Source organism: Sulfitobacter sp. M368 (genome assembly GCF_025141875.1).
Lineage (GTDB): Bacteria > Pseudomonadota > Alphaproteobacteria > Rhodobacterales > Rhodobacteraceae > Sulfitobacter > Sulfitobacter mediterraneus_A.
Genome location: NZ_CP081113.1, coordinates 1,515,918 through 1,539,968, shown reverse-complemented (window position 1 = coordinate 1,539,968; position 24,051 = coordinate 1,515,918). Strand labels below are relative to the sequence as shown.

Genomic DNA, 24,051 nt, shown 5'->3' with positions numbered 1-24,051 from the left:
TGCAGCACCCCGCCCCCTGTCCTATGACCTTCGACGTTCGCCAACGCACGAGGGCCTTCCATGCTTGATCTGACTTACGACACCCCGAAACCACGCGTGATCGCGGGGGCCAAGAATGACTGGGAACTGGTCATCGGGATGGAGGTGCACGCACAGGTGCAATCCAACGCCAAATTGTTCTCAGGTGCCTCGACCAAATTTGGTGCAGAGCCGAACAGCAACGTGGCTTTCGTGGATGCCGCCATGCCCGGCATGTTGCCGGTTATCAATGAATATTGTGTGGAACAGGCGGTGCGCACCGGCCTTGGCCTGAAGGCGCAGATCAATCTGAAGTCGGCCTTTGACCGGAAAAACTATTTCTATCCCGATCTGCCGCAGGGCTATCAGATCTCCCAGCTTTATGAACCGATTGTCGGTGAAGGCGAAGTTCTGGTTGAGATGGGCGATGGCACCGCGCGTCTGGTACGTGTGGAACGCATCCACATGGAACAGGACGCAGGCAAATCCATCCACGACATGGATCCGAACATGTCTTTTGTGGATTTGAACCGTACGGGCGTCTGCCTGATGGAGATTGTCAGCCGGCCCGACATTCGCGGCCCCGAAGAGGCCGCCGCTTATCTGGGCAAACTGCGCCAGATCCTGCGCTACTTGGGCACCTGCAACGGTGACATGCAGTCGGGCGCGATGCGGGCCGATGTGAACGTGTCGATCTGCCGTCCGGGCCAGTATGAGAAGTATCAGGAAACACAGGACTTTTCCCACCTCGGCACCCGCTGCGAGATCAAGAACATGAACTCCATGCGCTTTATCCAGCAGGCGATTGAAGTCGAGGCGCGCCGCCAGATCGCGATTGTCGAGGCGGGCGGCGAAGTGGTGCAGGAAACCCGCCTTTTTGACCCCGACAAACAGGAAACGCGGTCCATGCGGTCTAAGGAAGAGGCGCATGATTACCGCTATTTCCCCGATCCCGATCTGCTGCCACTGGAGATTGAACAGGCTTGGGTAGACGACATCGCGGCCAACCTGCCCGAACTGCCTGACGCGAAGAAATCTCGCTTTATCAACGACTTCGGGCTGAGCGACTATGACGCTTCGGTGCTGACTGCAGATCTGGATTCGGCGGGCTATTTCGAAGCCGTGGCCAAAGGCCGCGACGGCAAGATGGCTGCGAACTGGGTGATCAACGAATTGTTCGGCCGCCTGAAAAAAGACGACAAGGACATCACACAAAGCCCGGTATCCCCTGCCCATTTGGGTGCCATCGTAGATTTGATCGCATCTGACGCAATCTCTGGCAAAATCGCCAAGGACGTCTTTGAAATCAGCTATACCACGGGCCGCGAGCCGGGCGAGATTGTCGAGACCGAAGGCATGAAGCAGGTCACGGACACCGGCGCCATCGAGGCCGCAGTGGACGAGATCATCGCCGCCAACCCCGATCAGGTCGCCAAGGCCAAGGAAAACCCCAAATTGGCAGGTTGGTTTGTGGGTCAGGTGATGAAGGCCACGGGCGGCAAGGCCAATCCAAAGGCTGTGAACCAATTGGTCGCGAAAAAGCTGAACTCATAAATGGGGCCACCCGCAGGAGCGCCAATGACCCAGCTTTTCCGATCCCGTCCGCTCAAGGTTTTGCCGGAGTGGATTGATTTCAACGGCCATCTCAACATGGCCTATTACAACGTGTTGTTTGATCACGCGGTGGATCACGCATACGAGCAGTTGGGCTTTGGGCCAGAGTATCAAAAGACCGGCTGCACCACCTATGTTGCGGAATGCCACATCTGTTATCTGCGCGAATTGCATGAGGGCGACGAGGTCACGGTCACGCTGCAACTGATTGATTATGATGAGAAACGTTTCCATTATTATCAAGAGATGTGGCATTCGGATGGCTGGCGTGCAGCAACTGCCGAAGGGCTGACGCTGCATGTTGATCAATCCGGCCCGCGCGTGGCACCGATGCCGGACGACATTCAGAAAAAGCTGGCGGCGTTCAAGGCCGGGCAAGGCGAAATGCCTCTGCCAGACCGTGTGGGCCGCAGCATCGGGATCAAGCGCAAGACCTGATCACCCCAGATCCGGCAGCGCTCCGAACCCGCCGCGCTGCGCCAACAGGCCAGACCGCAACCCCTGCCCGATCCGGTGCGCAAGCGCCGACCATGCCTGTGCAGATGTTTGCGGCAACTCGCGCTGCAACACCTCGTCAAACAAGGTGAGCCAACCTGTAAAATGGTCGGGATGCACCGATTTGGCCTTGAGATGAACCTGCATGGGATTGCCCGAATAGCACCGCTCTCCCAAGATCGCATTGCGCCAGAACAGAACGATCTTGTCCTCGTGGCTGGGCCAATCGGCAACATGGCCGCCAAACACAGGCCCTAGCACCGGATCGTCCCGCACAGCGCTGTAGAAACTGCGCACAACGCGGATGATCTCATCCGCATCCACTTCAAATCTCGGCGGAAGGCTCATACGGCAAACACCCAAACGGCGATCAACATCACGACGGTGTAGATCAAGGTATTGATCATCCAGCGGATCAAACCCGCGTCCGAGGTCGGCTCCACCCCGATCCATTTGCAAAACTGGGTTCCAGGCCAAAGGATAAGATCTGATAGAGTCATGTCGCACCTATAATCGGTATTTTCGATGCGGCTTTTATAACGCTTCTAAATACGCATTGTAAATGCTAAATAAAGCCATGCAGCTCGATAAATTCTCAGACTATGCCCTGCGCATCCTGATGGCGCTGGCGGTGCACCACCCAGAAAAGATGGCGGTGGCCCGCATCGCAAAGGTCTATAACCTGTCTGAAAACCACCTGTCCAAAGTGGCCTCTGCCCTTGTGCGGGGCGGGTTTCTACGTTCTGAACGGGGCCGCGCAGGTGGGTTAACTCTGGCTCGGGCGGCAGATGAGATCAGCATCGGCGCGGTCATTCGTCATCTCAAAGAGGACGAGCCGGTGGTGGAATGCTTTGGCCCGAACTGCCAATGCCGCATCGAATCTGCCTGCGGTCTGCGCGATCCGCTGGCCCAGGCCAAAGAGGCGTTCTTTGCCGCGTTGGACCCTTATAGCCTCGCCGATGTCTCTGCCAATCGCGGCGCATTGGCCAGTTTGCTTGCCCCATGAACGGATAACATTCCCTTTGGGCGCGTCATAAGGTAGACAGCGCGCAGATTTTAAAGAGATGTTCCTATGCCCCGTTACGAATACAAAGTTGTGCCCGCCCCGACAAAAGGTCTCAAAGCGAAGGGATTACGGACACCGGAGGCCCGGTTTTCCAATGCGCTTCAAGCGCTGATGAACACACTTGGTGGCGATGGCTGGGAATACCAGCGTGCGGAAACGCTGCCGAGTGTCGAACGGTCCGGTCTGACATCATCTACAACAGAGTGGCGTCACGTTTTGGTGTTCCGCCGCGCGGTGGAAACCCAGACCGAAGCCTTTACGCCTGAACTGTTGCCTGCCCCTGTGCCAGTGGAAATGCCCAAAGATCCTGCCCCCGAAAAGCCTGAAACGGCCGGGGAGTCTGAGGCGGAAAAGCCCTCGGAAGTGGCTCCTGAAAAAGCTGAGGACAAGGCTACAGAAAAGCCCGATGAACAGCCCAAAACACCTGTGGACAACCCTGTGGATAACGGCGTTGAAGACACTGATGATGTGGCCGGTATCGGCTCACCACTTGAGGTTCTTGCAAAGGCAAGAAATAAATCAAAATCAGATAATTAAGAGGCACTCTTAAACGTCTAAATCAAGTGCCAGCGCGTGAATCCGGGCAATCAGCTCCGGCCCCAGTGCGGCGTGAACCGCCCGGTGCCGCGCCAACCTGTTTTTGCCTTCAAAATCCTTGGACCGGATGCGCACATTGAAATGGCTTTCGCCCCCCTCTTGATAGCCCGCATGTCCGCGATGGCTTTCGCTGTCATCCACCACCAGAACCTCGCCATCGGGAAAGGCAGCGGTCAGCCGGTCTTCGATCTCTTGCGTTTTCGACATTTTTTTTCCGAAGCCCCTTCAATCTCGCTGCACAAAGTCTAAACTCTGCCGCCTGAGTCTAAAAGGTCTATCACTATGCCCAAACCAGATCCGTTCGGATTTGACATGTCCGTGTCCACATCGAAAAAGAAAAATCCGCGCGGTCGCCGTGGCATGTCCGGCGCGTCCGAGACATCGACACGGATCTGCGATCATGAGGGATGCGAGGAGGCGGGAAAGTTCCGCGCGCCCAAAGCACCCGATGTTCTGGACGATTATTTCTGGTTCTGCCAGCAGCACGTGCGCGAATATAATCTCAAGTGGAACTTCTTTGACGGCACCACCGAGGCCGAAATGAACGCCCAGATGTCCGAAGACAAGGTGTGGGAACGCAAGACCAAGCCGCTGGGCGATCCCGAAGCGCGCGCATGGGCGCGTCTTGGGATTGAAGACCCGCATCAGGTGCTGGGTAAGAACGCGACTCAGAATCCCGGTCGCGGGCCACAGGCGGGCCGCCGCCTGCCCCCCACCGAACGCCGCGCCATCGAAATACTTGAAGCCAAGGACACATGGTCCAAGCCCGAGGTACGCAAGGCCTACAAGGCTCTGATCAAGGTGCTTCACCCCGATATGAACGGCGGCGACCGGTCCCAGGAAGAGCAGCTGCAAGAGGTTGTATGGGCATGGGACCAGATCAAAGGCAGCCGGAATTTCAAGGACTGATCTGAATATATCAGATTGATATCAAAACCTTAAAGGATCGCTCTGGCGGTCCTTTTGCTTTTTCATCTGCCGGGTCTGGGCAAAGCCCATTGCAATTGGCATCCTGCGCCAAACCGCAGGAGCCGCGCAGATGAATTACCCTTATGATTTGGGCCGATACGGCCGCACATTGACGACTGGCGCAGCGGACGCGCAGACATGGTTCGATCGCGGCCTCAATTGGATCTACGGATTTAACCACGAAGAGGCGGTTGCCTGCTTTATCAAGGCCGCCGCCGCAGATCCGCATTGCGCCATGGCCTTTTGGGGGCATGCCTATGCGGCCGGTCCCAATTACAACATGTCCTGGGATCTGTTCGATGACAAAGGCCGGGCGGAGGCGCTTGCCGCGTCCTATGACGCCACCCAAGCCGCCTTGGCGCAGATTGCCCATGCGTCCCCGCCGGAAGCGGCCCTGATCAACGCGCTCACCGCACGCTATCCACAGCGGGAGGTGATCGAGGACATGCACCAGTGGGATTATGACTTTGCCGATGCGATGCGCGCGGTTCACCACGCCTTTCCCCATGACGCCGACATCGCCACCATCTTTGTCGATGCATTGATGAACCTGACCCCATGGAACATGTGGAACCTCGAAACCGGCGCAATAGCCTTTGATGCGGCGACCGAAGAGGCGCAAGAGGTGCTGGAGCGGCACATGGCCATGCCCGGCGGCATGGCGCATCCCGGCATCCTGCATCTCTACGTTCACCTGATGGAAATGTCCCCCTTTCCGGAAAAGGCGCTGAAGGCGGCGGATGTGCTGCGCACGCTGGTGCCCGATGCGGGCCATCTGGTGCATATGCCCACCCATATTGATGTGCTTTGCGGGCATTACGAAAATGTCGTGCGCTGGAACGAAAAGGCGATCGAGGCCGATCTGAAATATTACGAGGCAGAAGGCGCGTTCAACATTTACACCGGCTACCGGCAGCACAATTATCACTTTGTGATCTGCGGCGCGATGTTTCTGGGACAGTTTGAGCCAGCCATGCAGGCCGTGCGGCAAATGGCAGAGACCGTCCCGCCAGAGCTGTTGGAGATCAAATCACCCCCGATGGCCGATTATTTCGAAACGGCCTTGGGCAAAGAGCCCCATGTCCTGATCCGCTTTGGCATGTGGAACGAGATCCTCGAACTGGATCTGCCTGCCGACACCGAACTTTATTGTATGACCACGGCTTTTATCGAATATGCCAAGGCGCTGGCCCATTCCGCGCTTGGCAATGTACCGCAAGCCGAGGCGCAGCTTGAGGTGTTTCTGGCCGCCAAGGCCCGCGTGCCGGAAAGCCGCCTGTCGCATAATGTGCGCGGGGTTGACCTGTTGGACGTGGCCGAGGCGATGCTGCGAGGGGAGCTGACCTATCGCAAGCGCGACTATGACACGGCCTTTGCGCATCTGCGCCGGGCCGTGGCGCTGGATGATGCCCTGCCCTATGACGAACCCTGGGGCTGGATCCAGCCCACCCGCCATGCCCTCGGCGCGTTGCTTTATGAACAAGGGCAATATGCCGAGGCCGAACAGGTCTTTCGCGAGGATCTCGGCCTTGCCCCCGGCCTGCCCCGTGCCTGCGTGCATCCGGACAACGTTTGGGCGCTGCGCGGGCTTTACGACTGTCTGATCGCACAGGGAAAAACCGAAGAGGCACCGCACATCAAATTGCGCCTCGATCTGGCCAATGCCCGCGCGGATCGGCCCATTTTGGCGGCCTGTGGATGTGCCCAGGTTGCCGTGACGCAATGTTGCACCAAATAACTGGCCTTAAAGTCTGACAAACCATTAGCCCAACCCTTGCACCCATCGGACGAATGGTGAACAACGGTCCGGCTTGAGCCGCCCTTTGGGGCGCACCAGAGAAAAGGACAGGACAGATGGCCGACGGCGCGCTGGATATCGACACCAAACCAACCGAAGAAATCAGCGTCCGCGAGGTTTTCGGTATTGATACGGACATGGTTGTAAAAGGCTTTGCCGAACGCACCAACCGCGTCCCGGAACTTGACAGCACTTACAAGTTTGATCCCGATACGACATTGGCGATCCTTGCAGGCTTTAGCCACAACCGCCGCGTGATGATCCAGGGCTATCACGGCACGGGCAAATCGACCCATATCGAACAGGTGGCAAGCCGCCTGAACTGGCCTGCGGTGCGCGTCAACCTCGACAGCCACATCAGCCGGATCGACCTGATCGGTAAGGACGCGATCAAGCTCAAGGACGGCAAGCAGGTTACAGACTTCCAAGAAGGCATCCTGCCCTGGGCGCTGCGCAACCCGACCGCGATTGTATTTGATGAATATGACGCAGGCCGCGCCGATGTGATGTTCGTGATCCAGCGTGTTCTGGAAGTGGACGGCAAGCTGACCCTGCTGGACCAGAACCAGGTGATCACGCCCCACCCTTATTTCCGCATTTTTGCGACCGCCAACACCGTGGGTCTGGGTGACACGACTGGCCTTTACCACGGCACACAGCAGATCAACCAGGGCCAGATGGACCGTTGGTCTTTGGTGGCGACGCTGAACTATCTCAGCATTGATGCAGAAACCGCGATCGTTCTGTCCAAGAACCCGCATTACAACACCGAAGCGGGCCGCAAAACGGTCAAGCAGATGGTGACTGTTGCGGACCTGACGCGTACGGCCTTCATGAACGGTGAGCTTTCCACCGTGATGTCGCCACGTACCGTCATCGCATGGGCCCAGAACGCCGAAATTTTCCGCAATGTCGGCTATGCCTTCCGCCTGTCCTTTCTCAACAAATGTGACGAGCTGGAGCGCCAGACGGTGGCGGAGTTCTATCAGCGTCTGTTCGATGAGGAACTGCCCGAAAGCGCGGCCAGCGTTAGCTTGGGGTAAGCCAAAGCCTAAGGAGGCGTCATGCACTTAGGTTTGATCGGCGGCATCGGTCCGGCATCCACGGTTGTCTATTATCAAAAACTGACGTCTGCCCTGCGCGCATTGGGGCAGCCGCTGGAGCTGACCATCGTCAACGCGGATGCCAATGTTCTGGTGAAAAACAATCTGGCAGATGACCGCGCCGCGCAGGCAAAGGTCTATGCGGGATTGATTGACCGGCTCAAGGCGGCGGGGGCCGATTGTGCGGTGATCACCTCTTTGGGGGGGCATTTCTGCATTGAGGAAACCGTGCCGCTGTCCGCATTGCCGTTGATCAGCGGTGTGACCCCGCTGGACGGATACTTCACGCAGCAGGGCATCAAAACGGTTGGCTTGTTGGGAACGGCAGTGGTGATGCGCACAAAATTATACGGCCAGCTTGAGAACACCGCGGCCATTGCGCCCGATGACATCGCCGGCGCGGGCCAAACCTATCTCGATATGGCGTTGTCGAGCATCTGCACCGACGCGCAGCGCAGCTATTTCTTTGAGCAGGGTCAAAGCCTGATCGACGCTGGCGCGGATGCCGTCGTTCTGGCAGGCACCGATCTGAACCTTGCGTTTGACGGGCGCGATATTGGCTATCGGGTGATTGACGCGCTAGACATACATATCGACCTTCTGGTCAAGCTGGCCACGGGGGCGGCTGATCTGAACGAGCATGCAATGGGGGCAACCAATGTCTAAACCATCCGACAATCCCGCAGATGCGTTCAAAAAGGCGCTTGCCGAAGCGTCCAAGGTCATGGCCAATGATCCCGAACTGACGGTCAGCTATTCGGTAGATCCCTCCGGCCTGTCCGGCGACACCATGCGCCTGCCGCAAGTGACCCGCCGCATGACCCGCGAAGAGGTTTTGCTGGCCCGTGGAACCGCCGATGCGCTGGCGCTGAACCGGCGCTATCACAACGGCCAGACCCACGCACGCTATGCCCCGCAAGGGGAAATGGCGCGCGATCTTTACGAGGCCATGGAGACCGCCCGCTGCGAAGCGGTGGGCGCGCGCGACATGCCCGGCACCGCGGGTAATATCGACGTCAAAATCAAACATGACGCCCTGCGCAAGGGCTATGATCAGGCCAGACAGGCCAGTGACGTGCCACTGGCCACCGCTGCGGGCTATCTGGTGCGCCATCTGGCCACCGGGCGCGACTTGCCCCCCGGCGCGGACAACGCGATGGAGCTGTGGCGCGGTTATATCGAGGAACAGGCCGGCGGTACGCTGGACACCCTTGGGGATATTCTGGAAGACCAATCCGCCTTTGCCAAATTCGCCCGCCAGATGATCAGCGATCTGGGTTATGGCGATCAATTGGGCGATGATCCTGACCAGCTTGACGAAGACATGGAAGACGAGGCCGAAGAAGGCGCGGAGGAAGAACAAGACCCCGACAGCACCGGCGAGGACGATCAGGACGAAGACGACGCCGAAGGCAGCGCCGAGCAAAGCCAGGAAGAACAGCAAGACAGCGCCGAGGCGCAGGTCTCGATGGACGAAATGGCCGATCAGGAACTGGGCGAAGAGGCGGAAATGCCCGAAGGCGAGGCCCCGCTTGAGCCACCTGCCCCGCAGCCGGTTTCGGACGCCGATCCCAATTATCTGGTCTATATGGACACCCACGACGAGGTGATTGGAGCCGAAGATCTGGCAGAGCCGGTAGAGCTTGAACGCCTGCGGGCCTATCTCGACCAACAGCTTGAGCCGCTCAAGGGCGCGGTCAGCCGTCTGGCCAACAAGTTGCAACGCCGTTTGCAGGCCCAGCAGAACCGGTCTTGGGAATTTGACCTCGAAGAAGGCATGTTGGACGCGGGCCGGCTGGCGCGGGTTGTGGCCAATCCCACGACGCCGCTGTCCTTCAAGGTCGAGAAAGATACCGAATTCCGCGACACGGTTGTGACGCTGCTACTCGACAATTCCGGCTCCATGCGCGGTCGGCCGATTTCCATCGCCGCGATCTGTGCCGATGTTCTGGCCCGCACATTGGAGCGGTGTAACGTCAAGGTCGAGATTCTCGGTTTTACCACCCGCGCCTGGAAAGGCGGGCAGGCTCGCGAGGCGTGGCTGAACGAAGGTCGCCCGGTGCAGCCCGGTCGCCTGAACGATCTGCGCCACATCATCTATAAGTCCGCTGACGCCCCGTGGCGGCGGACCCGGCCCAATCTGGGGCTGATGATGAAAGAAGGCCTGCTGAAGGAGAACATCGACGGTGAGGCGCTGGAATGGGCGCACCGCCGGATGCTGGCGCGGCATGAAGCCCGCAAGATCCTCATGGTGATCTCGGACGGGGCGCCGGTGGATGACAGCACCCTGTCGGTGAACCCCGCCAATTATCTGGAAAAGCATCTGCGCGATGTGATCGCCATGGTCGAGAAACGCAAGGCTGTGGAACTGCTGGCCATCGGTATCGGCCATGACGTCACGCGCTATTACGACCGCGCGGTGACGATCACCGATGTGGAGCAATTGGCCGGTGCAATGACCGAACAACTGGCGGCGCTGTTTGACAGTGATCCACGGGCACGGGCCCGCGTCATGGGTATCCGCCGAGCCAGTTGAGAGCGCTGGATTGAGTTTTTTTGAGCCAAATGAAGGAGGGGCGGATGTTCCAGAGTTTCGAGGTCACCGCACGCCCGGAACAGGGGCCTCCCCGTCTGGCCGCGCTGCGCCAAGAGTTGACCGCAGAGGGCCTTGATGGGTTTCTCATTCCCCGCGCCGATGCCCATCAGGGCGAATATGTTGCCCCCCGTGATGACCGGCTGGCCTGGCTGACCGGGTTTACCGGCTCGGCAGGCTTTTGTGCGGCGCTGAAAGGCGTCGCGGGCGTGTTCATTGACGGGCGCTATCGCACACAGGTCAAGACGCAGGTCGCGGCAGAGTTTACGCCGGTGCCATGGCCGGAAATGTCTTTGGCGCAGTGGCTCAAGGACCAATTGCCCAGCGGCGGCGCAGTTGGGTTTGACCCCTGGCTGCACACCGCAGGGCAGTTGGAACAATTGGCCGAGGCTTTATCCGGCACCGGTATAGAAATGCGGACCTGCGCCAATCTGGTGGACCGGATCTGGGCAGATCAACCTGCCCCACCGATGGCACCGGCCAAGGTACACCCCATTGAATTTGCTGGCGAAAGCCATGAGGACAAGCGGGCACGGCTGGGCAAGTCTTTGCAAGAGGCAGGCCATTCCGCAGCCCTGATCACCCTGCCCGACAGCCTGTGCTGGCTGCTCAACCTGCGCGGCGCGGATATTCCACGCAATCCGGTGATGCATGGCTTTGCGGTGCTGCATCAGGACGGCGCGGTGGATCTGTTCGCTGCCGCCTCCAAGCTGCAAGCGGCAACAGACCATCTGGGGGCGGAAGTCACGATACATAACCCCGAAACACTGATCACCTTTCTGCAACAGCTCAAAGGCCCGGTGCGCATAGAAAAGCAAAGCGTTCCGGTCATTCTGGCCGAAGCTTTGCGCGATGCTGCGGTCTTTGGCGATGATCCCTGTGCCCTGCCCAAGGCTTGCAAGAACGCCGCCGAGATCGCCGGATCAGCTCAGGCGCATCTGCGCGACGGGGCCGCGCTCTGCGAAGTGCTGGCCTGGCTGGACGCGCAGCCCGTGGGCAGCCTGACAGAGACACAGGTGGTCAGCCAGTTGGAGGCAGCGCGGCGCAAGGACAATGCGCTGCAGGACATCAGCTTTGAAACCATCGCGGGCACCGGCCCTAATGGCGCGATCATGCATTACCGCGTGACCGAAGACAGCGACAGCCGCCTGGAAGACGGTCATCTGCTGGTGCTGGACTCCGGCGGGCAATATCTCGATGGCACCACCGACATCACCCGCACCATTGCCATCGGCACACCACCTGAAGAGGCCAGCGCCGCCTTCACCCGCGTTCTGTCCGGAATGATCGCCATGAGCCGCCTGCGCTGGCCGCGCGGGCTGGCGGGACGTGATATCGAGGCGATTGGCCGCATGCCGCTGTGGCTGGCTGGGCAAGACTTCGATCACGGGCTGGGGCACGGCGTTGGCGCTTATCTCAGCGTGCATGAGGGGCCACAACGGCTCAGCAAACTCAGTCATGTGCCGCTGGATACGGGCATGATCCTGTCGAATGAGCCGGGCTACTACCGCGAGGGCGCCTTTGGTATCCGGATCGAAAACCTGTTGGTGGTCGAAGACGCACCAGATTTGGCCGGCGGCGACGCGCACCGTAAAATGCTGCATTGGCGCACGCTCAGCTTTGCGCCCATCGACCGGAGGCTGATCCTGCCTGCACTGTTGGACCCGCTGGCGCGTGCATGGCTCAATGCCTACCACGCCGAGGTTGCAGAAAAAATCGGCCCGCGGGTATCGCCTGTTACAAAACTATGGTTGGATGCTGCCACCGCCCCGATTTGACGGGGGAGAAGAACGCTTTTGGGGAGAAACAGCATGGCCGATCACATCACAATTACACAATCCGATGCCAATTGGACCGTGCGTGCCGGTGGTGCCGTTCTGGGCGAAACCACCAATGCCCTGATCCTGCAAGAGGGCGATTATCCCGAGGTTGTCTATTTCCCGCGCAGCGATATTGCCATGGCGTTTCTGGATGAAACGGACAAAACCACCCATTGCCCACACAAGGGTGATGCCCGCTATTTCTCTGTGGTGACCAAAAGCCGAACGCTGGAGAATGCGGTTTGGTCCTACGAAAACCCGCATGAGGCCGTGGCGGCGATCAAGGATCATCTTGCCTTTTATCCCATCGAGGAAATCACCGTCGAACAGATCTGATCCCGCACCGGGTCAGGAGTGTTCCTCTGCCGCTGTGGCGGCCAGAGCCCTGTTGTAGACCTTAAGCGCATCGACGTGGAACAACGCCCCGAGCAGTTCGGGAGGCGCATCCGCGCTGAGCGTCACGACCGGAATGAACCGTGCGCCTGATTGCTCAAACACCGGCAGCGCAGCTTCAAGCGTGGCGGTGCCGTCGATATAGGTACCTTCGTTGATGAGATCCCAACAGGCGGCGTCATCCGCCGCCCTCGGATCATCCGGCCGGCGCATGATCCGCGCCACCATGAACATCGACAGCAGATAAGCCTGCGGCCCTGCGGCCAGATGAATGCCGCGCCGCTCGATCTGGGTCAGGAAGAAACTGCGATCGACGATGCGCGAGGCCAGAGCCGTGGACATGCTGACCGCGACCATCACCGCAAGACCGGTTTGCCAATCCCCGGTCAGCTCAAAGACGATCAATGTGGTGGAAATCGGCGCGCCCAGCACCGCTGCGGCCACCGCGCCCATACCCGCCAGCGCATAAAGCGAGGACGAACCGGAGACATCGGGAAACACGCCGGTGGCAATCAGGCCAAAGCCCAGGCCCGTCAGCGCACCGATCATCAACGAGGGCGAAAACACCCCGCCGCCCATGCGCCCGCCCAAGGTGATGGAAACCGCCGCCACCTTGAGCACGGCAAAGATGATCGCCTCGTGCAACACCAATTGGCCGGTCAGTGCATGTGACGTGGTTTCATAGCCCACGCCAATGATATGCGGAAACCAGATCGCAATGACGCCAAGGATCGCCCCCGCCACCGCCGGGCGCAGCCATCGCGGCAGTTTTGTCGCCTTTTCAATGACATCACCAAAGTCTTCAGCCCAAAAGATTCCCCGCATCAAGACCACAGAGACCAAACCGCAAGTGAGCCCCAGCAGCAGGAACGCGGGCAGCTCGACATAGAATTGCAGATCGCCGTAGGTCGGCAGGATAAACTCGGTGACGCCGCCAAACTCCCAGCGGTTGATCACTGTGCCCGCTACAGATGCAATAACGATGGGTGCAAAGGCATGTACGGCAAAATGCCTCAGCACCACCTCAAGCGCGAACAAGGCCCCTGCAATGGGGGCGTTGAAGCTGGCCGATACCGCCGCCGCCACTGCGCATCCCAGCAGATCCCGCCCCGTTATACCATCGGCGTTTATGCGGCGGCTGACCCATGTGGAAATCACTCCCGCCAGATGCACAACCGGCCCTTCGCGCCCCGACGACCCACCGGTGCTGAGGGTGATCATTGACGACAGCGCCGAGGCGAGCCCGGCGCGGGTCTCGACCCGGCCATCATGCATTGCCGCGCCGAGGATCACGTCACTGACGGACCGCGACCGCGCATCATGGGTGAAGAAATGCAGGATCAGCCCGACAATCAACCCGCCAATGGTGGGGATCAAAACGATATAATACCACGGCACTCCGGTGAGGAAACTATGCAGGTTCTGCACATCTTCCGTTCCGTAAAGGGTGGCCTGTAGCCAATTGATCCCTTTACGAAAAAACAGTGCTGCGAAACCGGCGGCGATGCCGATCAACAGGGCAATAAACCAAAAGGTGATCTTGCCCGGACCACGGGTGCGAATGACCTTGAGACCATCACGGCAGGCGCAGACCGCCTGGTCAAACTGCTGTGCAAGAAAGGAAGGCGGGCGTTCGGTCATGTCACCACCGGCATCGAGGATCGATCAAATCGGAGCAAAGACTTATGACATTGCCCCATCCCGCCTACCCCGCCAACAAGGCCTCGGCGGCGGCGCGGGCGGCGTCGGTGATCACGTCCCCCGACAACATCCGCGCCACTTCGTCCACCCGGTCCGCAGGGGCCAGCGGCACCACGGTTGAGGTGGTGATCCCCTTGGCCACGCCTTTGGCCACGCGCCAGTGATGCGCCCCAAGGGCGGCCACCTGCGGCGAATGGGTGACAACCAGAACCTGCCCTCCCTCGGCCAGCGCCGACAGACGTCGCCCGACCGCATCGGCAGTTGCCCCGCCCACACCGCGGTCAATTTCGTCAAAGATCAGGGTCAGCCCCGACTGGCCTTGGGTCAGGCAGACCTTGAGCGCCAGCAAAAAGCGGCTGAGTTCACCGCCAGAGGCGATTTTGCCCAGCGGGCCAGCGGGCGCACCGGGGTTGGTGGCCACGGTAAAGGACACGCCATCGTGCCCGTCCGGGCCGGGATCTTCGGCGGTGATTTGGGTTTCGAACACCGCCCGCTCCATCTTGAGAGGGGCCAGCTCTGCCGCGACAGCCTTGTCCAGCTTGGCCGCGGCCTTGGCACGGCTCCGGCTCAATGCTTCTGCTGCGGCCTCATAAGCAGCTTCGGCATCGCGGACAGCCTGTTCAAGCGCGGCCTGCGCTGCCTCGCCTGCGTCCAGTGCATCCAGCTTGGCCCGCAGGGTATCGGCAAATCCGGCAAGATCGTCGGGGGCCACATCATGTTTGCGCGCCAGTCCACGAATGGCAAACAGGCGCTCTTCGGCCTCTTCCAGCTCAATCGGGTTAAAGGACATCGCATCAATCGCATCAGCCACGCCGGACATCGCCTCGTCCAGTTCCACCATCGCCCGGTTCAGCGCCGCCATCGGTGCCTCAAGCGCCCCTTCGGCCTGTGCGGCCGCACCATCGAGCCAGCGCAGCGCATCGCCCAATTGCCGCTCCGCACCGTTCTGGCCCATCATCTCATAGGCGTTGACCACATCACTGCGGATCTTTTCCGCGCCCTGCATCATCCGGCGTTTGGTATCCAGCGTGGCCTCTTCGCCCTCTTGCGGGTCCAGCTTGTCCAGTTCGGCCACCGCATGGCGCAAGAATTCTTCTTCGGCTTCAATAGCTGCGCGTTCGCCAGCGGCAATCTTGGCGGCTTTACGCGCCGCCGCAAGCGCAGACCATGCCTTGCGCACATTGATTTGTGCCGCACCGTTGCCGGCAAAATCATCCAGAATGGCCCGGTGCCCGCGCGGGTTCAGCAAACCGCGGTCGTCATGCTGCCCGTGCAATTCCACCAGGGTTTCGGACAGCGCCCGCAACACCTCGCCCGAACAGCGCCGGCCATTGACCCAGGCGGTCTTGCGCCCGTCGCGGCCATTGATCCGCCGCAGGATCAACTCATCCCCATCAGGCAATCCCGCCTCTTGCAAAACAGCACGGGCCGGGTGCCCCTCGGCCAGATCGAACCATGCTGTGACCTCGCCCTGCTCCGCACCCTGGCGCACCAGATCGGCGCGGCCGCGCCAACCCAGAACAAATCCCAAAGAATCTAGAAGGATAGACTTGCCCGCACCGGTTTCACCGGTCAGCACATTCAACCCCGGTTGAAAGCCAAGCTCCAGCCGGTCAATGATCAGCATGTCCGATATATCAAGCCCGCGCAGCATCAGATCAGCCCGTAGAGTGGGGAATTACCCCACGCGTTACAACCACTCGCCCTTGATGGTCTGGCGGTAAATCTTGCCCAGCCAGTTGTCCTTAAAGAACTTCGGCTCAAGCCCCTGACCGGTAAGCAGTTTATAGCTGTCCTCATACCAATCCGTGGATCGGTAGTTGTGGCCAAGGATCGCCGCCGCGGTCTGGGCCTCGTTTGTCAGGCCAAGCGAAAGATATCCTTCGACCAGACGATGCAAGGCTTCGGCAGTGTGGGTTGTGGTCTGGAAATCCTCCACCACAACGCGGAAACGATTGATCGCAGCGGTGTAATGATCCCGGCGCAGGTAATAGCGGCCGATCTCCATCTCTTTGCCCGCCAGATGGTCAAAGGCCAGATCAAATTTCAGGATCGCCGATTTGGCATATTCACTGTCTGGGTATTTCTCGATCACGTCACGCAACGATTGCAACGCCTGAAAGGTCAAACCCTGATCACGGCCCACTTCGTCAATCTGGTCATAATAGCTGAGTGCCAGCAGATATTGCGCATAGGCGGCATCGTCATCATCGGGGTAAAAATCGATGAAACGCTGCGCCGCAGACCGGCTGTCGGGGTAGTCCTTGTTCTTGTGATAGGCAAAGGCCTGCATGATCAATGCGCGGCGGGCCCAATCCGAATAGGGATAGAGCCGCTCAATCTCGGCGAAGTAGAACGCGGCCTCTTTGGGGCGGCGGCGGTTCAGTTCAAACTCGCCCCGTTCAAAGATCTGTTCGGCAGAATAGGTCTCAAGCGGGATTTCCTGAGGGTTGAAGAAACTTGTTGTGGTGCGCCCGGCATCCCGTGCGCCGCAAGCCGTCAAAGCCGCAACCACAAGCACCGCACCGATCATCCGCTTACGCGACCCCGCCACTGTCATGCCCCCACCCTTTGTATCGTTAAACACATGGTCACCCGACCCTTCTTGCGACCTTGCCTAGCACAATAATTTGCGTTGCAAAACGCCGATTCCGCACTTTGTGGTGTACCTCACGGAAAAGTCCGAGGAATTGACGCGCCGCCACCGTTATCTGTATGGAATTACATGCACTTGGGCCACGCTTCAATGGCAATAGCGGCAACATCGCAACTGTTGCGTCCTGACCCTAAGCAACCTGCGGAATTTCGTCCCAGATCAGGCCCGCACCCGGCAGCCGCGCTGCGGTCTGTGCATCACAGGTGATCAGCCGCACAGCACCGGGTGTGGCAAAGAGTGCGCGCAGCAAGGTGTTGGTCAGGGAATGGCCCGCACGAAAACCCGTATAATGGCCCAAAAGTGGCGCTCCCGCCAAAGCCAGATCACCCAATGCGTCCAGCATCTTGTGACGCACAGGCTCATCCGCATAGCGCAGACCGCCCGGGCTGATGACACGGTCACCGTCAAAAACAACCGCGTTCTCACCAGAATCGCCACCCAGCGCCAGACCATTGGCCTGCATCGCATCCACATCCGCCTGGCGGCAGAACGTGCGACTGTCACACAGCTCGCGGGCAAATGAGCCGTTGTTCATCACCAGGGATTTCTTCTGATGGCCAATGGCCGCGTCAGCGAAATCGATCTCGAAATCAATGCGCAGCGTATCAGCCGGCGCGATCGTTGCGGTCGCTTCACCATCCCGGACAGTGACGGTCTTGAGCACCTCAAACGCCATCACAGGCGCGGACAACTGGCGAATGCCACGCTGCATGAAACCGCGCACAAACGGGATCGCAGAGCCATCAAGGATTGGCACTTCTGGTCCGTCGATGTCGATCATTGCATTGTGGATGCCGCAACCAGCCAGCGCCGCCATCAGATGCTCAACCGTCGAAACAGCCAAACCCGAGGCATTTTCCAGCTTGGTACACAATGGCGAACGGTTCACCGCGTCCCAACGTGCGGGGATCAGGCGGTCACCGACCAAAACATCGCTCCGGGAAAACCAGATACCGTGATGGGCCCCGGCGGGGCGCACGGTCACTGTGGCCGGTGCACCCGAGTGCAGGCCCTTGCCCGTAAAGCTGATGGAAGATTTGATCGTATTCTGCACGCAGTCCGCCTGTATCCGAATCCCGCCGCAGCGGTTGCCATGGAAGTAAGGGGCGGACACCGCAGTCTCAACTCAATCTTTGTAACGGACTGAAACATGGCTGTAATGATTGAGCGCAAAGACGCCAATGACAAACCAAGCCCCTGATTAAAAACGAAAAAGGGCCGCCAAAAAGCGACCCTTCCTTGATCATTTGTGAGGCGCTTAGTTCGCCTGACGGCGCAAAAACGCGGGAATCTCGATCCGTTCCTGATCCGGATCGGAGCTTTCCTGCGGCTGCGGCGCGGCGGCGGCCTGCCCCTGATGGGGCTGCATTTGCGGCTGCTGGCGGGCCGGACGCTGCTGCGCTTCGCCCTCTGCGTGGCCGGTCATCCGGTTGATCAGCGAGTTGATGCCAAAGCGTGGTTTTTCAGCCTGCGGTGCGACCTGTGGTGCTGCGGCGGGCGCTCTCTGTTGCTCTGGAGCGGCTTTCTGAGCCGCGGCCCGCAAACGTGCCAGCGCCTCCGGAGACGGGGTGCCAGGTGCGGGGGCACGCGGGGCCACAAAGGTATCAGGCTCGGCCTCAAGGCTTTCTTCCTGACGGGGTTCAAAGGCCGCGACCTGCGGCTGATAGGCCGGTGGTGGCAGGTCATCCGCATCATTGGTGTCTTCGGCAAACAGATGGTCGACCTGCTCTTCCTCGGCGGCACGTTGCACGTCGAGATCCTCGAAGAGCGGCGCCTGATCTTCCGCCTGTGCGGTCTCAGCCGTCATTGGCGTTTCATCGGCCACATCAACAGGTGCCTCTTCGGCCACGGTCTGCGGCTTCAAGGGGGCGCTCATGGATCGGCGCGGCACCGGGATGTCCGTGTTGACTTCAACCGCGTCGATCCCTGTTGCCACAACGCTGACGCGCATCATGCCGCCCAGGGAATCGTCCATGGTGGACCCGACGATGATGTTCGCATCCGGGTCAACTTCTTCGCGAATGCGGTTCGCCGCTTCGTCCAGTTCAAACAAGGTCAGATCCTGACCGCCGGTGATGTTGATCAACACGCCCTTGGCTCCGCGCAGGCTGATTTCGTCCAGCAGCGGGTTGGCAATGGCCTTTTCAGCGGCCTGAATGGCGCGATCTTCGCCGTCGGCCTCGCCTGTGCCCATCATCGCCTTGCCCATTTCGTCCATTACGGCCCGCACGTCGGCAAAGTCGAGGTTGATCAGGCCGGGACGGACCATCAGATCCGTAACGCCCTTAACCCCTTGATAAAGCACGTCATCTGCCATCGAGAAGGCATCGGTAAAGGTGGTCTTTTCATTCGCCAAACGGAACAGGTTCTGGTTTGGAATGATGATCAGCGTGTCCACGACCTTTTGCAGGGCTTCGACACCCTCTTCGGCCTGGCGCATCCGTTTGTTGCCCTCAAACTGGAAGGGTTTGGTGACAACGCCAACGGTCAAAACGCCCAGTTCACGCGCCGCCTGGGCGATGATCGGGGCTGCACCGGTGCCGGTGCCGCCGCCCATACCTGCGGTGATAAAGCACATATGCGCACCCGCCAGATGATCGACGATCTGTTCAATGCTTTCCTCGGCAGCGGCCGCGCCAACGCTGGCTCGTGCGCCCGCGCCCAAGCCTTCGGTCACTTTGATACCCAACTGCACCCGGCTTTCCGCCTTGGCTTGCTGCAAAGCCTGCGCGTCAGTGTTCGCAACCACGAATTCGACGCCTTCGAGCGATTTGTCGATCATGTTGTTGACCGCGTTGCCGCCTGCGCCGCCGACACCGAAAACGGTGATCCGTGGTTTCAGGTCATCATGCCCGGGCATGGAAAGATTGAGTGTCATAATGCTGTCCGCCTGTTTATTTGCCCACGTTCGCAGGCTTATTTCGCCACCAATTGCCGGTAATCTTAACGGCCTGCAGCCCCATCGTCACCCATAAATCGATTAAAACCAGCTAAATATGGGCATTTTTTCGCCGATTTACCATGCATTTCGGGTCATCCACCGCATATTGCGGTCACCAATTGTCTCGGAACCATTTTACGGCCCGCTTGAGCGACTTAGACGGATAGCTGTCCGCCGGGATCGCAAAGTCCCACCATTCGTCCTGAGGATGCGCCGCAAAGAGCGACAGCCCTACGGCCGAGGCAAAGCCCGGCCCGGTTGCGGCCTGCGGCAACCCATGCACGCGCAGGGGCCGGCCAAGGCGCACCTGTTGTCCCAAAATCTTGCTCGCCAGCCCGTCCAGGCCGGGGATCTGGCTGCCGCCGCCGGTCAAAACGATCTGCTGGCTCGGCAGATGGTCAAAGCCTGCCGCATCAAGGCGCACCCGCACCTCTTCGAGGATCTCTTCGACCCGTGGCCGCATGATGCCAATCAATTCGGCGCGGCTGGCGGTGCGGCGATCATGTTCGTAATCGCCCGTGTCGCCGCCGATCTCGATCATCTCGCGGTCGTCCATGCCGGTGGCATGCACGCCGCCGTAAAATGTCTTGATCCGTTCGGCATTGGCTGTCGGAACTTGCAGCCCCATGGAAATATCGCTGGTGACGTGATCACCGCCCATGCGCACGCAATCTGCAAAAATCATATGTTTCTTGATGAAAACAGACACGCTGGTTGATCCGCCCCCCATATCGATACAGGCCGCGCCCAGCTCTTGCTCATCCTCGACGAGTGCCGAAATGCCCGAGACATAGGCAGAAGAGGCAATGCCAGCCAATTCAAGATCACAACGTTTGATGCAATGGGCCAGATGCTGTACCGCTGCGGCATCGACCGTCAGCATATGCATATCCACCGAAAGGGTATTGCCCAATTGTCCGCGCGGATCGCTGAGCCCCGACCGATGGTCCAGCGCAAAGTTCACGGGCTGGGCATGCAGCACTTCGCGGCCCTCGCCGTATTCGGGCACCTCGCATCCGGCCAGAACCTGGGCGACATCCTGTTCGGACACGGTTTGCCCGTCCAGTTCGATCTGCGCGTCCAGCCCGTAGCTGCGCGGCTCGGCCCCGGAGAAACAGGCAATCACGTGATCCACACGGATACCGGCCATCTTTTGGGCGGCCTGCAATGCGGTGCGGATGGCGCGTTCGGTTTCGCCCATCGCGCATATCTCGCCAAAGCGGACCCCGCGAGACCGTGTCGTCGCGGCGCCAATAACCCGAAAGCCCGACTGCCCCGCCAGCGATCCGATTTCACCCTCGTCGCCCAACTGCCCCGCCCCGTCAAAGCGCAGAACAAGGCAGGCGATCTTGGAACTGCCTACATCCAGAACGGCGACAACACCGCGCTGCATGGCGAGTTTCCGCATGTGCCGCATAGACCGTTGGCTGTCATATAGATTTGTCATCGTCTCACCGCCTCATGTCGCGGGTCCAGCATCACTGGCCCGAAATCTGTTTGATCTGCCACCATTGTTTTGTGGCTTCTTCACTCATCCTGACGGTCGGCCGCTGGGCCAACCGCATGTCCACAACCAACACATCCCGGCTGAGAACCTCTTGTGCGCCTTCCAGCGCGATCACCCGCTCCAGCGCTTGAACCGCGCCGGTTTCGGGCAACATGATCCGCTGGTCGCGGTCCAGAACCACATCCCAGCGCCGTTCGCCCACACGGACCAAACCGCGCAGTCGCTTTCCAATGGGCGCGGTTGCGTTGATCAGGCGCAATGCCTCCGGCACCTTTGCCTGCGCCCCCTGCCCGGCGATCAACGGCAAATCGGGACGCGCCGCGCGGCTGTCAACCACTTCGACCCGTGCGCCACCCTCATCCACCAGAACCAAACCGTCTTCGGTGCGCCAAACCGCAACCGGAATGCGCGGCGTCACATCCACCTGCAAAATACCGCCTGGTTTGATCCGCACGCTGGCATTCTTGACCCCGTCCAGTTCGGTGATCTGCTGGCGTAGGGTTGTGACATCCAAATCAAAAGAACTGACGGGAAATTCCACCGGCACCAGCGCCCGCACATTTGCCGCGAGCGCGCCGGTCGCCCCATCCACAGCCATCAGTTTGACCATAAATTCCGGGCGCTCTTCAATGCTGCGCCGTGCGTCCGACACCGCCAGCGCAATCGCCTCGCGGCGCTCTTCGTTGGACAGGTAAATCGTGGCGGCCATCAAGGTCAGGCAAAACGGAACACCCGCCCGCAGCGCCAGCCGGAACCCCGGCGTCAGCATCAACCGCTGCATCCGCCAGGACCAGCGCGATGGCGCGGGGTCTGCTTTGGCCGGTTTGGCCGAGGAACGGCGCAGGCTCAGCGGGAACATGTCGCGTCCTCCACCATCCAGGCGCAAAGCTCAGGGAAAGACATGCCGCAAGCCGCCGCCTGTTCCGGCGTCAGTGACGTGGCGGTCATGCCCGGCTGGGTATTGGTCTCAAGCAGCACCAGACCATCGGCGCCCTTGCTTTCGTCCCAACGGAAATCCGTGCGGCTGACGCCCCGGCATCCCAAGGCGTTATGCGCCCGCAAGGCATACTCAAGACAAAGCTCAAAAATCTCGGTCGGGACATCGGCCGGCACGATATGGGACGATCCGCCCTCTTTGTACTTCGCGTCATAGTCATACCAGCCGGTGGTCAGGATATCCGTGACCGTCAGCGCCCGCTGTCCCATCACAGTCGTGGTCAATTCGCGCCCCGGCGCGAAAGCCTCGACCATCACAAATTCTGGCATCTCCGGGCCCAGTTGCGGCGGGCCGTTGTTCTCGGCGCCCACCAGATAGACCCCGACGGAGGATCCTTCGTTATTGGGTTTGACCACATAGGGTGGCGTCATCACGTGGTCGCGGCGCACATCCTCGGCGGCGGCTATCGTGCTTTGCACAACCGGCAGGCCAACACTGCGATAAATCTCCTTGGTGCGCTGTTTGTCCATCGCCAGCGCAGAAGACAACACACCCGAATGACTGTAGGGGATCTGCAACCATTCCAGCAAACCCTGCACACAGCCATCTTCGCCCCAGCGGCCATGCAGGCAATTGAGAACGGCGTCAGGCTTTATCTGTGTCAAAACGGCAGCAAGATCGGGGCCAGCGTCGACCTCGATCACATTGTAGTTTCTTTCCCTTAGCGCGGCTGCGCAGGCTTGCCCACTGGACAGCGAGACCTCGCGCTCTGCAGAGGGGCCGCCCATCAATACCGCCACTGTCGGGGTTGTCCTGCTCGACGTACCCACCGGAGTGCCTTTTGTCCCGGACCTTTTGCGGCCCTTATTTTCAGTTTATTTGCCGATTTTCGGCTTATGCCTCAGGCACCGGATCGCCTAAAAATTCACCGATGCGCATGATTTCCCATTCTAGCCTTATCCCACTGGTTGCGTAAACCTTTTTCCGCACCTCCTCGCCCAATCTTTCAAGATCTTCGGCTGTGGCCTGATCGGCGTTGATCATGAAATTGGAATGTTTCGGGCTCATCTGCGCGCCGCCCACACAGGCGCCGCGCATGCCTGCGTCGTCGATAACCTTCCATGCCTTGAGATCATGCACATCGTCGGCTTCGCCCGTGCTTGAGAAACCCGCAGGATTGCGAAATGTGCTGCCCGCGCTGCGGTCTTTTGTGGGTTGGGTCTCATCGCGCTTGCGCAATTGGTCTTCCATGCGGGCGTGCAATGCCTCTGGATCGCCCTTGGGCGGCGCAAAGGTGGCGCTGACGATCACGGCCCCATCTGCTAAGTCACTTTGGCGATAGCGAAAATTCAGATCATCGGCAGTCAGGGTGATCAAACTGCCGCTGCGGGTCACCGCCTGGGCCGAGACGAAATGATCCGCCGTATAGCTGCCATAGCACCCTGCGTTCATGCGAACTGCACCACCGATACTGCCCGGAATGGTACGCAAGAATGTAAGGTCAAGTCCCGCATCTGCCGCCTTACGGGCCACATGTGCATCCAGCGCCGCCGCGCCAGCAGTGACTTGGCCGTCTGATACGTCAATGCCGTTGAAACCGCGCCCCAGACGGATCACCACGGCCCGCAAGCCCCCGTCCCGCACGATCAGATTGCTGCCCACGCCCATGGGGAAAACCGCCACAGTTTTGGGCAGATCACGCAGGAAATCGCGCAAATCATCCAGATCAGCGGGTTGAAAAAGACGATCCGCCGGTCCGCCCACGCGCAGCCATGTCAGATCGTTCAGGGGGCGCTGCGGTGTCAGCTTGCCGCGCACGGATGGGTAATTCTCATCAGTCATG

The 24,051-nt window shown here is 59.8% G+C and carries 23 protein-coding genes; 11 read left to right on the top strand and 12 right to left on the bottom strand.

The genetic code is table 11. The features are described from left to right. Positions 1–60: 60 nt before the first annotated feature. Both gatB and K3754_RS07715 read left to right on the top strand, forming a co-directional pair. The gene (gatB, locus tag K3754_RS07720; RefSeq protein WP_259942581.1) at positions 61–1,572 is read left to right on the top strand and encodes an Asp-tRNA(Asn)/Glu-tRNA(Gln) amidotransferase subunit GatB; all 1,512 of its coding nucleotides are present in this window, start codon (positions 61–63) and stop codon (positions 1,570–1,572) included. Positions 1,573–1,596: 24 nt separating this feature from the next. Further along, positions 1,597–2,070 (top strand): thioesterase family protein, encoded by a 474-nt coding sequence (locus tag K3754_RS07715; RefSeq protein WP_203211582.1) that lies wholly within the window; start codon positions 1,597–1,599, stop codon positions 2,068–2,070. Here the strand turns inward: K3754_RS07715 and K3754_RS07710 are convergent, their stop codons facing one another. Both K3754_RS07710 and K3754_RS07705 read right to left on the bottom strand, forming a co-directional pair. Then, on the bottom strand, positions 2,071–2,475 hold the full coding sequence (locus K3754_RS07710; RefSeq protein ID WP_259942580.1) for a group III truncated hemoglobin: 405 nt from the start codon (positions 2,473–2,475) through the stop codon (positions 2,071–2,073). It lies immediately after the preceding gene. After that, a complete protein-coding gene (locus tag K3754_RS07705) occupies positions 2,472–2,627 on the bottom strand; it encodes a hypothetical protein (protein WP_259942578.1) in 156 nt (51 codons plus the stop codon). The genes K3754_RS07710 and K3754_RS07705 overlap by 4 nt, the downstream gene beginning before the upstream one ends. Positions 2,628–2,704: 77 nt before the next feature. Here K3754_RS07705 and K3754_RS07700 point away from each other — a divergent pair, with 77 nt between their 5' ends. Continuing rightward, positions 2,705–3,133, top strand: a complete 429-nt coding sequence (locus tag K3754_RS07700) for an Rrf2 family transcriptional regulator (protein ID WP_203211585.1) — start codon at positions 2,705–2,707, stop codon at positions 3,131–3,133. Positions 3,134–3,304: 171 nt separating this feature from the next. Continuing rightward, complete coding sequence (locus tag K3754_RS07695; RefSeq protein WP_409202372.1) at positions 3,305–3,730, top strand: DUF4177 domain-containing protein; 426 nt, start codon at positions 3,305–3,307, stop codon at positions 3,728–3,730. A gap of 9 nt (positions 3,731–3,739) precedes the next feature. On the opposite strand, the gene K3754_RS07690 is transcribed toward K3754_RS07695, so the two are convergent. Then, a complete protein-coding gene (locus tag K3754_RS07690) occupies positions 3,740–3,997 on the bottom strand; it encodes a BolA family transcriptional regulator (protein ID WP_259942572.1) in 258 nt (85 codons plus the stop codon). 75 nt (positions 3,998–4,072) lie between these two features. Between K3754_RS07690 and K3754_RS07685 the strand changes: the two genes are divergently transcribed. The 7 genes from K3754_RS07685 to K3754_RS07655 all read left to right on the top strand — a co-directional run bounded on the left by K3754_RS07685 (position 4,073) and on the right by K3754_RS07655 (position 12,409). Beyond that, positions 4,073–4,699, top strand: a complete 627-nt coding sequence (locus tag K3754_RS07685; protein WP_203211588.1) for a J domain-containing protein — start codon at positions 4,073–4,075, stop codon at positions 4,697–4,699. A gap of 130 nt (positions 4,700–4,829) precedes the next feature. Beyond that, entirely contained in the window at positions 4,830–6,497 is a 1,668-nt protein-coding gene (locus K3754_RS07680; RefSeq protein WP_259942568.1) for a tetratricopeptide repeat protein, read from the top strand. Positions 6,498–6,613: 116 nt separating this feature from the next. After that, positions 6,614–7,600, top strand: coding sequence for a cobaltochelatase subunit CobS (gene cobS, locus K3754_RS07675; RefSeq protein WP_259942565.1), 987 nt, complete (start codon positions 6,614–6,616; stop codon positions 7,598–7,600). A gap of 21 nt (positions 7,601–7,621) precedes the next feature. Then, the gene (locus tag K3754_RS07670) at positions 7,622–8,326 is read left to right on the top strand and encodes an aspartate/glutamate racemase family protein (RefSeq protein WP_259942562.1); all 705 of its coding nucleotides are present in this window, start codon (positions 7,622–7,624) and stop codon (positions 8,324–8,326) included. Continuing rightward, on the top strand, positions 8,319–10,196 hold the full coding sequence (gene cobT, locus K3754_RS07665; RefSeq protein ID WP_203211592.1) for a cobaltochelatase subunit CobT: 1,878 nt from the start codon (positions 8,319–8,321) through the stop codon (positions 10,194–10,196). The genes K3754_RS07670 and cobT overlap by 8 nt, the downstream gene beginning before the upstream one ends. 44 nt (positions 10,197–10,240) lie before the next feature. After that, the gene (locus tag K3754_RS07660) at positions 10,241–12,031 is read left to right on the top strand and encodes an aminopeptidase P family protein (RefSeq protein ID WP_259942557.1); all 1,791 of its coding nucleotides are present in this window, start codon (positions 10,241–10,243) and stop codon (positions 12,029–12,031) included. A 33-nt stretch (positions 12,032–12,064) separates the two neighbouring features. Beyond that, positions 12,065–12,409, top strand: coding sequence for a DUF427 domain-containing protein (locus K3754_RS07655; protein WP_203211594.1), 345 nt, complete (start codon positions 12,065–12,067; stop codon positions 12,407–12,409). 12 nt (positions 12,410–12,421) lie between these two features. On the opposite strand, the gene K3754_RS07650 is transcribed toward K3754_RS07655, so the two are convergent. The 9 genes from K3754_RS07650 to murB all read right to left on the bottom strand — a co-directional run bounded on the left by K3754_RS07650 (position 12,422) and on the right by murB (position 24,050). Further along, complete coding sequence (locus tag K3754_RS07650; RefSeq protein ID WP_259942555.1) at positions 12,422–14,107, bottom strand: chloride channel protein; 1,686 nt, start codon at positions 14,105–14,107, stop codon at positions 12,422–12,424. Positions 14,108–14,171: 64 nt separating this feature from the next. After that, a complete protein-coding gene (gene recN, locus K3754_RS07645) occupies positions 14,172–15,821 on the bottom strand; it encodes a DNA repair protein RecN (RefSeq protein ID WP_259942553.1) in 1,650 nt (549 codons plus the stop codon). Positions 15,822–15,857: 36 nt separating this feature from the next. After that, positions 15,858–16,727, bottom strand: coding sequence for an outer membrane protein assembly factor BamD (locus tag K3754_RS07640; RefSeq protein ID WP_203211597.1), 870 nt, complete (start codon positions 16,725–16,727; stop codon positions 15,858–15,860). Positions 16,728–16,953: 226 nt separating this feature from the next. After that, positions 16,954–17,877: a UDP-3-O-acyl-N-acetylglucosamine deacetylase gene (gene lpxC / locus K3754_RS07635; RefSeq protein ID WP_203211598.1), complete on the bottom strand. Its 924-nt coding sequence runs from the start codon at positions 17,875–17,877 to the stop codon at positions 16,954–16,956. Positions 17,878–18,081: 204 nt separating this feature from the next. Continuing rightward, positions 18,082–19,701: a cell division protein FtsZ gene (ftsZ, locus tag K3754_RS07630; protein WP_259942539.1), complete on the bottom strand. Its 1,620-nt coding sequence runs from the start codon at positions 19,699–19,701 to the stop codon at positions 18,082–18,084. Between the two features lie 175 nt (positions 19,702–19,876). Next, positions 19,877–21,211, bottom strand: a complete 1,335-nt coding sequence (ftsA, locus tag K3754_RS07625; protein ID WP_203211600.1) for a cell division protein FtsA — start codon at positions 21,209–21,211, stop codon at positions 19,877–19,879. A 31-nt stretch (positions 21,212–21,242) separates the two neighbouring features. After that, complete coding sequence (locus K3754_RS07620; protein ID WP_259942534.1) at positions 21,243–22,130, bottom strand: cell division protein FtsQ/DivIB; 888 nt, start codon at positions 22,128–22,130, stop codon at positions 21,243–21,245. Continuing rightward, complete coding sequence (locus K3754_RS07615; protein ID WP_231024158.1) at positions 22,118–22,996, bottom strand: D-alanine--D-alanine ligase; 879 nt, start codon at positions 22,994–22,996, stop codon at positions 22,118–22,120. Before K3754_RS07615 ends, K3754_RS07620 begins: the two co-directional genes overlap by 13 nt. 106 nt (positions 22,997–23,102) lie before the next feature. Beyond that, positions 23,103–24,050 (bottom strand): UDP-N-acetylmuramate dehydrogenase, encoded by a 948-nt coding sequence (gene murB, locus K3754_RS07610; protein WP_259942532.1) that lies wholly within the window; start codon positions 24,048–24,050, stop codon positions 23,103–23,105. Between the last annotated feature and the right edge of the window lies 1 nt (position 24,051).

What these genes read in the sequence shown, in the direction of transcription:
- K3754_RS07615 (WP_231024158.1), bottom strand. Translation starts at nt 22,996, where the DNA reads ATGGGCGGCCCCTCTGCAGAGCGCGAGGTCTCGCTGTCCAGTGGGCAA.
- K3754_RS07710 (WP_259942580.1), bottom strand. Translation starts at nt 2,475, where the DNA reads ATGAGCCTTCCGCCGAGATTTGAAGTGGATGCGGATGAGATCATCCGC.
- K3754_RS07670 (WP_259942562.1), top strand. Translation starts at nt 7,622, where the DNA reads ATGCACTTAGGTTTGATCGGCGGCATCGGTCCGGCATCCACGGTTGTC.
- K3754_RS07715 (WP_203211582.1), top strand. Translation starts at nt 1,597, where the DNA reads ATGACCCAGCTTTTCCGATCCCGTCCGCTCAAGGTTTTGCCGGAGTGG.
- K3754_RS07695 (WP_409202372.1), top strand. Translation starts at nt 3,305, where the DNA reads ATGAACACACTTGGTGGCGATGGCTGGGAATACCAGCGTGCGGAAACG.
- murB (WP_259942532.1), bottom strand. Translation starts at nt 24,050, where the DNA reads ATGACTGATGAGAATTACCCATCCGTGCGCGGCAAGCTGACACCGCAG.
- cobT (WP_203211592.1), top strand. Translation starts at nt 8,319, where the DNA reads ATGTCTAAACCATCCGACAATCCCGCAGATGCGTTCAAAAAGGCGCTT.
- ftsZ (WP_259942539.1), bottom strand. Translation starts at nt 19,701, where the DNA reads ATGACACTCAATCTTTCCATGCCCGGGCATGATGACCTGAAACCACGG.
- K3754_RS07640 (WP_203211597.1), bottom strand. Translation starts at nt 16,727, where the DNA reads ATGACAGTGGCGGGGTCGCGTAAGCGGATGATCGGTGCGGTGCTTGTG.
- K3754_RS07685 (WP_203211588.1), top strand. Translation starts at nt 4,073, where the DNA reads ATGCCCAAACCAGATCCGTTCGGATTTGACATGTCCGTGTCCACATCG.
- recN (WP_259942553.1), bottom strand. Translation starts at nt 15,821, where the DNA reads ATGCTGCGCGGGCTTGATATATCGGACATGCTGATCATTGACCGGCTG.
- K3754_RS07650 (WP_259942555.1), bottom strand. Translation starts at nt 14,107, where the DNA reads ATGACCGAACGCCCGCCTTCCTTTCTTGCACAGCAGTTTGACCAGGCG.
- cobS (WP_259942565.1), top strand. Translation starts at nt 6,614, where the DNA reads ATGGCCGACGGCGCGCTGGATATCGACACCAAACCAACCGAAGAAATC.
- K3754_RS07690 (WP_259942572.1), bottom strand. Translation starts at nt 3,997, where the DNA reads ATGTCGAAAACGCAAGAGATCGAAGACCGGCTGACCGCTGCCTTTCCC.
- K3754_RS07660 (WP_259942557.1), top strand. Translation starts at nt 10,241, where the DNA reads ATGTTCCAGAGTTTCGAGGTCACCGCACGCCCGGAACAGGGGCCTCCC.
- K3754_RS07620 (WP_259942534.1), bottom strand. Translation starts at nt 22,130, where the DNA reads ATGTTCCCGCTGAGCCTGCGCCGTTCCTCGGCCAAACCGGCCAAAGCA.
- K3754_RS07705 (WP_259942578.1), bottom strand. Translation starts at nt 2,627, where the DNA reads ATGACTCTATCAGATCTTATCCTTTGGCCTGGAACCCAGTTTTGCAAA.
- ftsA (WP_203211600.1), bottom strand. Translation starts at nt 21,211, where the DNA reads ATGACAAATCTATATGACAGCCAACGGTCTATGCGGCACATGCGGAAA.
- gatB (WP_259942581.1), top strand. Translation starts at nt 61, where the DNA reads ATGCTTGATCTGACTTACGACACCCCGAAACCACGCGTGATCGCGGGG.
- K3754_RS07655 (WP_203211594.1), top strand. Translation starts at nt 12,065, where the DNA reads ATGGCCGATCACATCACAATTACACAATCCGATGCCAATTGGACCGTG.
- K3754_RS07680 (WP_259942568.1), top strand. Translation starts at nt 4,830, where the DNA reads ATGAATTACCCTTATGATTTGGGCCGATACGGCCGCACATTGACGACT.
- K3754_RS07700 (WP_203211585.1), top strand. Translation starts at nt 2,705, where the DNA reads ATGCAGCTCGATAAATTCTCAGACTATGCCCTGCGCATCCTGATGGCG.